The sequence below is a fragment of the Nocardia vulneris genome, assembly GCF_001613425.1.
GTDB lineage: Bacteria > Actinomycetota > Actinomycetes > Mycobacteriales > Mycobacteriaceae > Nocardia > Nocardia vulneris.
The window spans coordinates 66177-78164 of the sequence record NZ_BDCI01000028.1 but is presented as its reverse complement, the minus strand read 5'-3'; the positions used below and the strand labels follow the sequence as shown (position 1 = coordinate 78164).

General features: G+C 70.5%; 11 protein-coding genes and 1 pseudogene. 10 read left to right on the top strand and 2 right to left on the bottom strand.

The annotated features are described in order from the left end of the window. Positions 1 to 853 (top strand): annotated as a pseudogene (locus NVU01S_RS27510) (DEAD/DEAH box helicase); the annotation flags it as partial. 199 nt (positions 854 to 1052) lie between these two features. After that, positions 1053 to 1727: a DUF4333 domain-containing protein gene (locus NVU01S_RS27505; RefSeq protein WP_043679766.1), complete on the top strand. Its 675-nt coding sequence runs from the start codon at positions 1053 to 1055 to the stop codon at positions 1725 to 1727. Positions 1728 to 2199: 472 nt separating this feature from the next. Here NVU01S_RS27505 and NVU01S_RS27500 read toward each other — a convergent pair whose 3' ends face one another. Next, positions 2200 to 3168 (bottom strand): 5'-3' exonuclease, encoded by a 969-nt coding sequence (locus NVU01S_RS27500; RefSeq protein WP_043683141.1) that lies wholly within the window; start codon positions 3166 to 3168, stop codon positions 2200 to 2202. 286 nt (positions 3169 to 3454) lie between these two features. Between NVU01S_RS27500 and NVU01S_RS27495 the strand changes: the two genes are divergently transcribed. The 5 genes from NVU01S_RS27495 (at position 3455) to NVU01S_RS27475 (ending at position 9005) form a co-directional block, all read left to right on the top strand. Further along, the gene (locus NVU01S_RS27495; protein WP_043683147.1) at positions 3455 to 4339 is read left to right on the top strand and encodes an SDR family NAD(P)-dependent oxidoreductase; all 885 of its coding nucleotides are present in this window, start codon (positions 3455 to 3457) and stop codon (positions 4337 to 4339) included. Positions 4340 to 4391: 52 nt separating this feature from the next. After that, positions 4392 to 6011: an AMP-binding protein gene (locus tag NVU01S_RS27490; RefSeq protein ID WP_043683144.1), complete on the top strand. Its 1620-nt coding sequence runs from the start codon at positions 4392 to 4394 to the stop codon at positions 6009 to 6011. 40 nt (positions 6012 to 6051) lie between these two features. Then, positions 6052 to 7149: a lipase family protein gene (locus tag NVU01S_RS27485; protein ID WP_043683138.1), complete on the top strand. Its 1098-nt coding sequence runs from the start codon at positions 6052 to 6054 to the stop codon at positions 7147 to 7149. Between the two features lie 99 nt (positions 7150 to 7248). Next, positions 7249 to 7881, top strand: coding sequence for a TetR/AcrR family transcriptional regulator (locus NVU01S_RS27480; protein ID WP_043683135.1), 633 nt, complete (start codon positions 7249 to 7251; stop codon positions 7879 to 7881). After that, positions 7878 to 9005 (top strand): M24 family metallopeptidase, encoded by a 1128-nt coding sequence (locus tag NVU01S_RS27475; protein ID WP_043683131.1) that lies wholly within the window; start codon positions 7878 to 7880, stop codon positions 9003 to 9005. Before NVU01S_RS27480 ends, NVU01S_RS27475 begins: the two co-directional genes overlap by 4 nt. 93 nt (positions 9006 to 9098) lie before the next feature. On the opposite strand, the gene NVU01S_RS27470 is transcribed toward NVU01S_RS27475, so the two are convergent. Then, positions 9099 to 9515, bottom strand: a complete 417-nt coding sequence (locus NVU01S_RS27470; RefSeq protein WP_042259875.1) for a pyridoxamine 5'-phosphate oxidase family protein — start codon at positions 9513 to 9515, stop codon at positions 9099 to 9101. A gap of 3 nt (positions 9516 to 9518) precedes the next feature. Here NVU01S_RS27470 and NVU01S_RS43605 point away from each other — a divergent pair, with 3 nt between their 5' ends. The 3 genes from NVU01S_RS43605 (at position 9519) to NVU01S_RS27460 (ending at position 11920) form a co-directional block, all read left to right on the top strand. After that, positions 9519 to 9689, top strand: a complete 171-nt coding sequence (locus NVU01S_RS43605; RefSeq protein WP_156162015.1) for a hypothetical protein — start codon at positions 9519 to 9521, stop codon at positions 9687 to 9689. A 10-nt stretch (positions 9690 to 9699) separates the two neighbouring features. Continuing rightward, positions 9700 to 10455: a decaprenylphospho-beta-D-erythro-pentofuranosid-2-ulose 2-reductase gene (gene dprE2, locus NVU01S_RS27465; protein WP_043683127.1), complete on the top strand. Its 756-nt coding sequence runs from the start codon at positions 9700 to 9702 to the stop codon at positions 10453 to 10455. Between the two features lie 208 nt (positions 10456 to 10663). Further along, on the top strand, positions 10664 to 11920 hold the full coding sequence (locus NVU01S_RS27460) for a bifunctional cobalt-precorrin-7 (C(5))-methyltransferase/cobalt-precorrin-6B (C(15))-methyltransferase (protein ID WP_043683124.1): 1257 nt from the start codon (positions 10664 to 10666) through the stop codon (positions 11918 to 11920). The last annotated feature ends 68 nt before the right edge of the window (positions 11921 to 11988 follow it).

The following is an 11988-nucleotide window of genomic DNA, read 5'->3' as shown; positions in this document are numbered from 1 at the left end:
GGTCGATCACCGGACCGCGCAGGCCCGCCGCGACCTGGCCTCGGCCCTGCGCAGCACCGGCATCTCCGCGCCGGGCCGGCCGCGCCGCGGCAAGCGGTCCGGCGCCGCCGACGACCGGGAACTGGCGACGCTGCGCCGCAGCCTGCGCTCCCATCCCGCGCACACCCGTCCGGACCGGGAACAGATGGCCCGCATCGGCGAGCGCTACAACCGGCTGCTCCGGGAAACCGAGACCATGCGCCAGAAGGTTGCCGCGACGACGAACTCGCTGGCCCGCACCTTCGATCGGATCCTCGGCCTGCTGCAGGAGCGCGGGTTCGTGCACGACTCCGAGGTCACCGCGGACGGGCGCAGGCTCGCCCGCATCTACTCCGAGAGCGATCTGCTGGTCGCCGAATGCCTGCGGCAAGGGCTGTGGCGCGGGCTCGGTCCCGCCGAATTGGCCGGTGTCGTCTCCATTCTGGTGTTCGAATCCCGCCAGGACGGCGGCTATCTCGGCGCGAGCGGGCCCACGGCGCCGATCCGCCGGGCCGTCGGCGAGACCATCCGGGTCTGGAGCGAGCTGCGTTCCGACGAGGCCCGGCACAAGCTGCCGCCCACCAGAGAGCCCGATCTGGGCTTCGTCACCGGCGTGCACAAGTGGGCGCGCGGCGACGGGTTGGCCGAGTCGTTGCTCGCCAGCGGCGACCAGGCCGCGCCGCTGTCCGCGGGCGATTTCGTGCGCTGGTGCAGGCAGGTCATCGATCTGCTGGACCAGATCCACGGCAACGCCGACGATCCGGAGGTCGCCGCGACCGCCGCGAAGGCGGTGCGGGCGATCCGGCGGGGTGTCGTCGCGGTGGATGCCGCATAACGGGCAAGTCGGTCCCTAGACTGCGCAGAGCGAAGCGGCAGCACGCGCGCAGCCGAGGCGGCGGCCGGAGCTACGCGTACCGGATTCGATTGTGATTTGATTTCTTTCGCGTACCGACCGTGGCGGAGGAGTCGAGTTATACGACGGTTCCCACGCGGGGGGCTACCGTGTGTACAACGATGCGAGTGGAGGCAACCAGATGAGCGGCCCGTTTGGACCCAGCGAACCCGGGGAGGGGCGCAACGATCCCACCCAGCAGTGGGGCGGCCAGCAGCCACCCGGACAACAGTGGGGTGGTCAGCCGCAGACGCCCGCGTCGGCGCAGCCGACCCAGCACTGGGGTGACCAGCAGCCGCAACAGCAGTGGGGCCAGCAGCCCGGCCAGCCGCAGTGGGGTCAGCAGCCCGCGCAGCAGTGGAGCCAGCCCGGTCAGCCGCAGCCCGGCCAGCAGTGGGGGCAGCAGCCGCCGCAGGATTGGCAGCAGGGACAGCAACCGCAGTGGGGCCAGCAGCCCGGTCAGCCGCAGTGGGGTCAGCAGCCCGGCCAGCAGCCGCCGCAGGGTGGTAAGGGCAAGGGCCTGATCATCGGCCTGGTCGTGCTCGGTGTGGTCGTCATCGGTGCCGTCGTCGCCCTCGTCCTGGTGCTCACCGCCCAGGACAAATTGGACCAGGCCGCGGTGCAGGACGGCGTCAAGAAGGTGCTCTCCGACTCCTACGGCATCCAGGACGTCAGCGACGTCACCTGCCCCTCCGGCGAGGCGGTCAAGGTCGACGCCACCTTTACCTGCGACGTCAAGGTCAGCGGCGAAGCCAAGAAGGTGACCATCAAGATCACCAAGGAGGACGGCACCTACGAGGTCGGCCGCCCCAACTAGTTCCCCCGCCCGGCCGCACGCTCTCTCCGCCGAGCGTGCGGCCGAGCCGTATCCGGGGTCCGGGCGCCTTTCCGCGCCGCGCGAAGCCCCCACCCTCGTTGGGCCGAAGCCATCCGCTGCGGTTCGCGCACCCCTTCCGCGTTCCCGCACTCGCTATGCCATGCCATAGCGGGTGCGGGAACGCAGGACGGGTGCGGGAACGCAGGACGGGTGCGGGAACGCAGGACGGGTGCGGGAACGCAGGACGGGTGCGGGAACGCAGGACGGGTGCGGGAACGCAGGACGGGTGCGGGAACGCAGGACGGGTGCGCGAACGCAGGACGGGTGCGCGAACGCAGGACGGGTGCGCGAACGCAGGACGGGTGCGCGAACGCAGGACGGGTGCGCGAACGCAGGACGGGTGCGCGAACGCAGGACGAGTGCGCGAACGCAGGACGAGTGCGGGTGCGCGAACCAGTGATGTTGCGGGTGGTCAGGCGGGGCGGGTGAGGGCGGTGATGAGGCGGGTGATGGGGCTTTCCGCGTTGTAGGTCTTGGCGAGTTCGTGCAGGCGGTCGGGGTCGGCGGGGGTGGTGGGGAGGGTGTCAGGGCGGGAGAGTTCTACGTCGGCATCGCAGACGACGCGGACGACCGGGGCGGCGGCTTTCAAATAGTCTTCCGCGGCACGGAGTTTGGCGCGCACCCCTTGGGCGAGGTCGGCTTCGGGGTCTTCGACCGCGGCGACGAGGGCCTCCAGGGAGCCGAAGCGGGAGATCAGCATGGACGCGGATTTCTCGCCGATGCCCGCCACGCCGGGCAGGCCGTCGGAGGCATCACCGCGCAGGGTGGCGAGGTCGGCGTAGGCGCGGCCCGCATTCTCCAGTGGCACACCGTATTTCGCGGCGACTTCGGCGGGCCCGAACAGTTCCGCTTTGGCCAGCCCGCGTCCGGCGTAGAGCACGCGCACGGGTGGCTGCGGGGTGTCGCGGACGAGTTGGAGCAGGTCGCGGTCGCCGCTGACGACGACGACCGGGTCGGTGTGTTCCCGGGTGGCCAGGGTGCCGAGCACGTCGTCGGCTTCCAGGCCGTCCGCGCCGCCGGTCGCGATGCCCGCCGCGGCGAGGACCTCCAGGATCATCTCGACCTGCGGAGTGAGCGTGTCGGGAACCTGTTCCGCACCCGGTCCCGCGTCGGCGGAGGTGTCGAGCCGATGCGCCTTGTACGAGGGGACCAGTTCGACCCGGAAGGCGGGCCGCCAATTCAGGTCCAGGCACACGACCAGGCGGCTCGGCGCGTGCTTGGTGATCAGCGAGGCGACCATATCGGTGAATCCGCGCAGGGCGTTCACGGATCGGCCGTCGGCCGCCGTGATCTTCTCGGGGATCGCGTGAAAAGCACGGAACCACAGGCTCGCCCCGTCCAGGAGCAGCAACGGTCCACCGGAGTGCGCAGCAGAAGTCACGCGGGTCACGCTACCTGCCCACGCCGACAAATCAGCGCGTAACACCGGCCCAGACAGATCCGTGCCGGGGGCGCGCGTCGCGCTCGAGCGCATTTGCTGCACGCGTAAATCGGGCAATTCACTGGCTCAGACAGATATCGCGGGAGGGGTTGACAACATCTATCTGTGACACCCATTCTGAACGCAGTTCAATTCGAACCGTGTTCAGAATGGGTGAGTCGATGACGACAAAGAGCTCGAACCGGCGGCAGGCGTGGGAGGCGGGCCGGTGAGCGACCTGCATCCGATGGCCAGGGTCACCCGGGTGGCCCTCGATCGCGTGGTGAATCCCGCCCGGCTGTCCGATCAGCGGCAACTGCGCGCCGCGATCGCAGGAAAGACGGTGCTCGTCACCGGCGCCTCGTTCGGGTTGGGCGCGGCGACCGCACATGGCTTGGCCGCGGCGGGTGCCCGCGTCCTGCTCGTGGCGCGGACGGCCGAGCGGCTGGACGAGGTCGTCGCGGAGATCGAGGCGGCGGGTGGTCAGGCGTTCGCGTTCGCGGCGGACCTGTCGGACGAGGCGGCGGTCGCGGCGTTGATCAAGACCATCGTCGAACGGCACGGGGCGCCGGACGTGATCGTCAGCAATGCGGGCAAGTCGATGCGGCGGTCACTGCACCTGCAATACGACCGGTTCCACGATTTCGAGCGCACCATCGGGGTGAACTATCTGGGTCCGGTGCGGCTGCTGCTCGGCCTGCTGCCGTTGATGCGCGAGCGCGGCAGCGGTCAGATCGTCAACATCTCGACCATCGGCGTGCGGATCGCGCCGGGTCCGCGCTGGGGCGCGTACCAAGCGTCGAAGGGCGCATTCGACGTCTGGTTGCGCAGTGTCGCACCGGAATTGGCGGCCGACGGGATATCCGTGAGCACCGTGTACATGGCGCTGATCTACACGCGGATGAGCGCGCCCACCCCGATAATGCGCATGCTGCCCGGCCTGTATCCGGCCGAGGCGGCGGGCATCGTGGCGCGGGCGATCGTGCGGCGGCCGCGGGCGATCCAGCCGTGGTGGGTGCGCCCCGCCGAGGTCGGCGCTGCGGTGCTGCCCGGATCGACGGCACTGTTCATGCGGGCGTGGGCGCGCTACACCCGCGACACCGACGCCGCGCTCGGAGGTGGGCAGTCATGAATCTGCTGTGCTTCAGTCCGGCGGTCGCCGCCGTGCTCGGAGGTGGGCAATGATGACCCTGCTGCGCTCCGGTCCGGCGGTCGCCGCCGCGTTCGTGCGGTCGCGGGTGGTGTGGCCGGTCGGTCCGGCGTCCGCGGCCCGGATGGGTGCCGCGGTCCTGCGCAACGGGTTGAATCCCGCTGTGTTGCTGTCGGTCTCGGCCGCCCGCTGGCCGGACCGCACCGCGGTCGTCGACGAGCGGGGCGCGCTCACCTATGCCGAGTTGTCCGCACTGGCCGACGCGATCGCGGGTGGACTGCGGGCCGACCACGGTATCGGCCCGGGTGCCGCGGTGGCCGTGCTGTGCCGCAACAGCCGCTATTACGCGGCGGGGCTGTTCGGGGTGCTGGCCACCGGCGCGGACGTCGTACTGCTCAATACCGGTTTCGCCGCGGAGACGCTCGCCCGCTCGCTGACGGGGCAATCCGTCGCCGCGGTGCTCTGCGACGCGGAGTTCGTGCCGGTCGTGCGCGCCGCGGGATACGAAGGCCCCGTGGTGATCTGCTACGCGGAGCAGGAGGCGGCGGGGGACTCGGTGGCGGCCATGGTGGGCCGCGGTCTGCGCGCACCGGTGCGAGTTCCGGCCGGGCGCTTGGTGATCCTGACCTCCGGCACCACCGGCACGCCCAAGGGTGTGCCCCGCGACCCGGCGGCGTCGGCGGTGGTCGGCACGGCCACGAGTCTGTTGCGTCGCACCGGATTACGCACCGGGGCGGGTATCGCCGTGGAGATCCCGCTGTTCCACGGGTTCGGCCTCGGGGTGCTGCTGCTGGGCATCGCGCTGGGCGGCAAGCTGATCCTGCGTCGCCACTTCGACGCGGCCGCCACTCTGGCCGCGGTGCCCGAACACCGGGTGCGGATGCTGGCCGTCGTCCCGGTCATGTTGCAGCGGATCCTCGCGGTTCCCGTGGCGGATCGCGAACGGTTCGATCGGTCGTCGCTGGCCGTGGTGCTGTGCGGGGCCGCGCCGTTGCGTCCCGCGCTGGCAACGGAATTCATCGAGGCATTCGGCGAGGTGCTGTACAACGGGTACGGCTCGTCCGAGGTGGGCATCGGTTCGCTGGCCACCCCGGCGGACCTGCGCGCCGCCCCGGGCACCGTCGGCCGCCCGGTACTCGGTACCGAGGTGCGCATCCTCGACGACGCGGGCCGGCGCGTGCCGCCGGGCGTGGTCGGGCATGTGTTCGTCGGCAGCGCACTGGGTTTCACCGGTTACACCGGCGGCGGGGACAAGGGGCGGGTCGACGGCCTGATCAACAGCGGTGACCTCGGCTCGCTCGACGCGCACGGTCGTCTGTTCCTCGCGGGCCGCGAGGACGACATGATCGTGTCCGGCGGCGAGAACGTCTACCCCCAGGAGGTGGAGGATGTCGTCGCCGCGCATCCAGAACTGTGTGATGTCGCGGTGATCGGCGTGGACGACGACGAATTCGGCCAGCGGCTCGCGGCGTTCGCGGTGCCCGAGCCAGGCAGCGCGCCGAGCGTCGACGACATCCGGGAATACCTCCGGCACACCGTGTCTCGGTTCCAGCAGCCGCGCGATATCCGGCTCGTCGCCGAAATCCCCCGCAATCCGTCCGGCAAGGTGGACCGTCCCGCATTGCGCTCGTTGTTGGTCCAGCCACCCGGCTGAGCACTCTGTCCCCGCCTGGCGCGCCCAGAAAGAAGAATCCATGCACCCACTGGTTCCTGCCGATCGCCCGGGACAGTTGCTGTCCGCCGAACCGATGACCGCCTACGTGGTGCCCGGCGTGCGAATGCCCGGGCGCGCCTGGCGGATTCGCTATACCTCTACCACCGCTACCGGTGGCCGCACCGAAGTCAGGGGCACCGTCCTGGTGCCGCACCGGCGCAGTCGGCCGGACAATCCCCTCATCGGGTATGCGGTCGGTACCCAAGGGCTCGCCGATCGGTGCGCGGCGTCCTGGCAACTCGCGCGCGGCGTGGAATACGAAGCGCCCTTCCTGGCCATGGCTTTGCGCCGCGGCTGGACATTGGCCGTCACGGACTATCCGGGCCTCGGCACCCCGGGTGAGCATCCGTACGTCATCGGCCACGCCCTCGGCCCCGCGGTGCTCGATTGCCTGCGCGCCGCCCGCGCGCTCCCCGAAGCCGGGCTCGATCCGCAGGGCCCGGCGGCGATCCACGGCTACTCCGAGGGCGGCTGCGCCGCCGGCTGGGCACTCCAGCTGCAACCGACGTACGCGCCCGACATCCCTTTGGCCGCAGGCGTTGTCGGCGCCGCACCCGCCGATCTGGCAGCGATGATCAACCGGCACGAGGGCGGGATGTTCGCCTTCCTGCTCGTCTACGGCCTCCTCGGCCTGGACGCCGCCTATCCGGAACTCGACGCGCTGTCCTATCTCACCGGTTACGGTCGCGCCGCCGCCGCGGTGTTGCGCCGCACGCACATCGTGCCCGCCGTCCCGCTCGGCTGGCTCGCGCCCAGCAAACGCATCGACCGCTACGTCACCCGGCGGCCGCAGGACGTCCCCGCCATCCGGGCCCGGCTGCGGGAGAACCGGCTCGGCGACCTCGCGCCCGCCGCTCCCGTCCTCCTCGGCTCGAGCACGTGGGAACAGATCGTCCCGCACAGTCAGATGGTCCGGCTGGCCGCCGACTGGGCGTCGCTCGGCGTGCCCGTCACCCTGCACACCATGCCCTACCGCGAGCACCTCACCGGAGCACTGTGCCTGGCACCCAGAGCATTCCGGTTTCTCGACCATCACCTCGCGCGGCCCGCGCACCCGAGCACGCAACGGATCGCCTGAGCCCGGCTCGCCGCAGCGGTCGGCCCTGCTTGACACCCGCGGCCACGGTGCACCACCCTCGGGTCAGACAAATTGAACCCGGTTCGGAACGGCAGGTGCATGGCCACCAAGTGGGGCGACCGCGAGACCCGGCGACGAGACATCCTCGTCGCGGGGCGGCGACTGCTGACCGAAAAGGGTTACGCCGCACTGCAGATGCGCGATGTCGCGCGAGGCGCGGGCATCAGCCCGGGCACGGTCTACACCTACTTCGCGACCAAAGAAGCGCTCTACGCGACCCTCTACGCCGAACGGCTCGAGGAATTCGTCGGCAAGGTCGAGCCGAGCTGCGCCCGCGCCGAGGATCTCGAGGAGCTGTTCGTCCTCGTCGCGACCGAGTACCTGGCGATGTACCGGGTGTACGGGCGCGAACTCAACATCTGGGCCGTGCTGGCGGGCGAGGTCGACCTGAGCGACGAATCCGGCGCCCAGCTGATCACCGCGGCGGCCCGGGCCTACGACCTGATCCTGCACACCGTCGAACGCCTGGACCTCGGGGACGACCCGGGCATGACCGTGACGGTCCTGTGGTCGGTCATCACCGGCCTGGCCGACCACTTCACCAGCGTCCGGCACTACCTGCACCCGCACGACTGGGACGAAACGGTCCGATTCACCGCCCGCAAACTGATCTCCGGGGGCGGGAGTTCGGGTTCGCGAGGACGGGCCGGGCAGGTAACGTCGGACGAATGAGCTCGCATACGGATGCCAGGTTCGCGGCGGATGTCTACGGTGAACGATTGGAGCGGGCGGTGGCGCTGATGCGCGCCGCTCACCTGGACGCTTTGTTGATCACCCCGGGGCCGGATCTGCGGTACCTGATCGGTTCGGCGGCCGATTCGTTCGAGCGGTTGACCTGCCTGGTCATCCCCGCCGACGGGGCGACGCCGTCGGTGGTGATCCCGAAGATGGAACTGGCCGCGCTGGAAGGTTCCGCGGCGGCCGAGCTCAACCTGCAGGTGCTCGATTGGGTCGACGGCGTCGATCCGTACGGACTGGTGAAGTCCGCGCTGCACGTCGGCTCCCGGGTCGCGGTGGCCGAGGCGATGCCCGCGCTGCACCTCATCCCGCTGGCCCAGTCGTTCACCGGCCTGCCCTCCTCGGCCACGCCGGTACTGCGGGAGATGCGCATGATCAAGGACGCCGCCGAGATCGACGCGCTGCGCCGGGCCGGTGCCGCGATCGACCGGGTGCATGCGCGAATGGGCGAATTCCTCCAGGTCGGCCGCACCGAGGCCGAGGTCGGCGCCGATATCTCGGCCGCCATCCTCGAGGAGGGCCATACCGCCGCCGCGTTCGTCATCGTCGGCAGCGGACCGCACGGCGCCGACCCGCACCACGGGGTCTCCGAGCGCCGCATCGAAGCGGGTGACGTGGTGGTCATCGATATCGGCGGCCCCGTCGAGCCCGGCTACTACTCCGATTCCACCCGTACCTACGCGATGGGTGCACCCGATCCCGAGATCGCCGCCCGGATCGCCGTCCTCGAACGCGCCCAAGCCGCGTCCGTCGCCGCCGTCCGGCCCGGCGTCACCGCGGCCTCGGTCGACGCCGCGGGCCGAGATCTGTTGGTGGAAGCCGGTTTCGGCCCGAACTTCGTGCACCGCACCGGTCACGGCATCGGGCTCTCGGTGCACGAGGAGCCCTACATCATCGAGGGCAACGACCTCACCCTGCAGACCGGCATGGCGTTCAGCATCGAACCCGGCATCTACTTCCGGGGCGCCTGGGGCGCCCGCATCGAAGACATCGTCGTCGTCACCGAGGACGGCTGCGAGTCGATGAACCAGCGTCCCCACGGCCTGACCATCCTGTAGCCCGGCCGATGCGCACCCGCCTCGTCAGGGGGCGGGTGCGCATACCGAAGTGGCTCGGCGGCAAGCACATTCGACATCAGCTCATCGGGATGCCTACGGCTCCAGGGCCGGGGCGAGCAGGGTGCGGCTGGAGAGGACGCGGCGGACGTCGATGGCGATGACCACGCGGGTGGGGTTCTCGCGGGGGACGCGGTAGCGCCCGGCGTAGCGTCGTTCGGCTTCGGCGACGTCCTCGGGGGCGTCGAGGACCGTCGCCGGACCCTCCAGCGTGAGCCACCGCCGGCCTTCGACCTGGCTCACGGCCGCGTAGCCACCGCGCCGGACGTTGCGCACCTTGGCCGACCCGCCGTCGGTGATCACCCGCACGAGCCCTGCCTCGGGATCCCAGGTGAAACCCACCGCGGTGACGTGCGGTGTGCCGTTCGCCCGCACCGTGGTGAGGGTCGCGAGGTGCCGTTCGGTGACGAACTCGAGCGCGGCGGGGGACAGCTCGGTGCTGGGGGTCGGCATCCCATGACGGTAGCGGTCGGGCTCATCGCCCAGGCGCACGGGCGCTGCGAACCGGCCCGCTTTCCGCCTGCCGGCACCCGGCTGGACGTGCGGACACGCGTCGAGCACGGGACGCGCGAGGCAGTACGCGCCAAATGGCTCGGCGATGTCGGGTCGCGCGCGATGTTGCTGTAAGACTGGGCGCATGGGATCGCGTGGGATTGCGGACGGGACGGTGTTGTTGCTCGGTGGGCGCAGTGAGATCGGACTGGAGGTGGCGCGGCGGCTGGCACCGGGACAGACGGTGATCCTCGCGGCGCGCCGCAGCGGTGAGCTGTCCGAACAGGTCGCCGAGATCATGGCCGCCGGTGCGGAAGTCGTGCACTGCGTGGAGTTCGACGCGGACGACACGGCCGCGCACCCCGCGCTGTTCGAGAAGCTGGCGGCCGAGCACGGCCAGATCGGCGTCGCCATCCTCGCGTTCGGCGTGCTCGGCGATCAGGCCAGGGCCGAACAGGATCCCGCGCACGCGCTCGCCGTGGTGCACACCGATTACGTCGCTCAGGTCAGCGCGCTCACCACGCTCGCGAATATGTTGCGCGCACAAGGGGATGGGCAGCTCGTCGTGTTCAGTTCGGTGGCGGGCATGCGGGTTCGGCGGGCCAACTATGTGTACGGTTCGGCGAAGGCGGGACTGGATGGGTTCGCCAGCGGTCTTTCGGATGCGTTGCACGACACGGGAGTTCACCTGCTTCTGGTGCGCACCGGCTTTGTGATCGGCCGGATGACCGAGGGTATGGCGCCCGCGCCCTTCTCCAGCACGCCGTCCCGGGTGGCCGACGCCGTGGTCAAGGGCCTGCACAAGCGCACCAGGCTGGTCTGGTACCCCCGCATCCTGCAACCGTTCTTCTTCGCGATGCGCCTTCTGCCCCAATCGATCTGGCGTCGGATGCCCCGGTGAGCCGAGCGGAGATCGCAGACCGCCGCAGTGATTCGCCCGCTTTTCGGCCCGGTTGCCGCGGCGGCCCGGTTGCGCTACGGCGCTTCGCTTTTCCGGAGGAGCCGTCGCCGGGTCGTGTGACGACCTTGTGGATCGGCGCGCCGCAGGCAAGAGCACTGGGGATTGCAGCGCGGACGGTGGACTTCGATCCGCTGCCGGGACGGGCGCGATGACTCAGGCGTGGGCGGGACCGCCGGTGGCGGTCGTCGGCATCGGGGCCGACGGATGGGCCGGGTTGGGTACCGCGGCACGGGACGCGGTATTGAGTGCGGAGGTGATCTTCGGGTCGCCGCGGCAGCTTTCGCTTGTGCCGGAAGGGGATTCGCAGCGGGTGGCGTGGCCCTCGCCCCTGGTGCCCGCTTTGCCGGAGCTGTTCGAGCGCCACAACGGCGCACGGGTGTGCGTGCTCGCCAGCGGGGATCCGATGTTCTACGGGATCGGCGTGACTCTGGCGCGGCTGCTGGGTCCGGCGGCGTTGCATGTACTGCCGCAGCCGTCCTCGGCATCGCTGGCGTGCGCGCGCCTGGGCTGGCCGCTGGCCGAGACGCCCGTGGTGAGCGTGGTCGGGCGGGCACTGGCGACCGTACTCCCGGACCTGGTGCACGGCAGGCGCGTTCTCGTGTTGAGTGCCGACCAGGACACCCCGGCCGCTCTCGCGGAACTCCTGGCCCGCAACGGCTTCGGTGATTCCGCGCTGACCGTTCTAGAACAGCTCGGCGGTCCGGGGGAGCGGCGAGTGACGGATACGGCGCAGCACTGGCGGTATCCGCCGGGCGATCCGCTGAACATCGTGGCGATCGACTGCGTGGCCGATCCGGCACGGCTGCGGGCGACGCGAATTCCTGGCCTGCCGGACGAGTTGTTCGCCGGCGACGGTCAGTTCACCAAGCACGAGGTGCGCGCCCTCACCCTCGCCGCGCTCGCCCCGGCGCCCGGCGAACTGCTGTGGGATGTCGGCGGGGGGTCGGGCAGTATCGCGATCGAATGGTGCCGCACGCACCCCGGCTGTCGCGCGGTCACTTTCGAACGCTCGGCCGGGCGCAGACAGCAGATCGCTGACAACGCGGCGGCGCTCGGCGTCCCCCAGGTGGCGGTGCGCGGTGCCGCCCCGGCGGACCTGATGCACGAATCCGGCTCGCCGGATGCGGTTTTCCTCGGCGGCGGGCTCACCCAGCCTGGCCTGTTCGAGACATGCTGGGCGCAGCTGCGCCAGGGCGGCCGGCTCGTCGCGAACGCGGTGACGGCCGAATCCGAATCGTTGCTGCTCAGCTGGGCGGCGGCGCACGGCGGTGCGTTGCGCAAGTTCCAGATCTATCGCGCGGAGCCGTTGGGATCGTTCACGACCTGGCGTCCGCAGTTGCCGGTCACGCAATGGTCGGTCGTGAAAGTGCACAATGCGGGGTCGCGAAATGAGGTCCGCGAATAAAAATCGTGCACCCGCGGCGGGTAGGGTCGGTGGCCGAGATCCGATCATGATCGGAAATCCGGTTCCTG

Coding starts and splice junctions, on each gene's coding strand:
- NVU01S_RS27505 (WP_043679766.1), top strand. CDS start 1,053: ATGAGCGGCCCGTTTGGACCCAGCGAACCCGGGGAGGGGCGCAACGAT.
- NVU01S_RS27475 (WP_043683131.1), top strand. CDS start 7,878: ATGAGCTCGCATACGGATGCCAGGTTCGCGGCGGATGTCTACGGTGAA.
- NVU01S_RS27495 (WP_043683147.1), top strand. CDS start 3,455: ATGGCCAGGGTCACCCGGGTGGCCCTCGATCGCGTGGTGAATCCCGCC.
- NVU01S_RS27480 (WP_043683135.1), top strand. CDS start 7,249: ATGGCCACCAAGTGGGGCGACCGCGAGACCCGGCGACGAGACATCCTC.
- NVU01S_RS43605 (WP_156162015.1), top strand. CDS start 9,519: ATGACGGTAGCGGTCGGGCTCATCGCCCAGGCGCACGGGCGCTGCGAA.
- dprE2 (WP_043683127.1), top strand. CDS start 9,700: ATGGGATCGCGTGGGATTGCGGACGGGACGGTGTTGTTGCTCGGTGGG.
- NVU01S_RS27490 (WP_043683144.1), top strand. CDS start 4,392: ATGACCCTGCTGCGCTCCGGTCCGGCGGTCGCCGCCGCGTTCGTGCGG.
- NVU01S_RS27460 (WP_043683124.1), top strand. CDS start 10,664: ATGACTCAGGCGTGGGCGGGACCGCCGGTGGCGGTCGTCGGCATCGGG.
- NVU01S_RS27485 (WP_043683138.1), top strand. CDS start 6,052: ATGCACCCACTGGTTCCTGCCGATCGCCCGGGACAGTTGCTGTCCGCC.
- NVU01S_RS27470 (WP_042259875.1), bottom strand. CDS start 9,515: ATGCCGACCCCCAGCACCGAGCTGTCCCCCGCCGCGCTCGAGTTCGTC.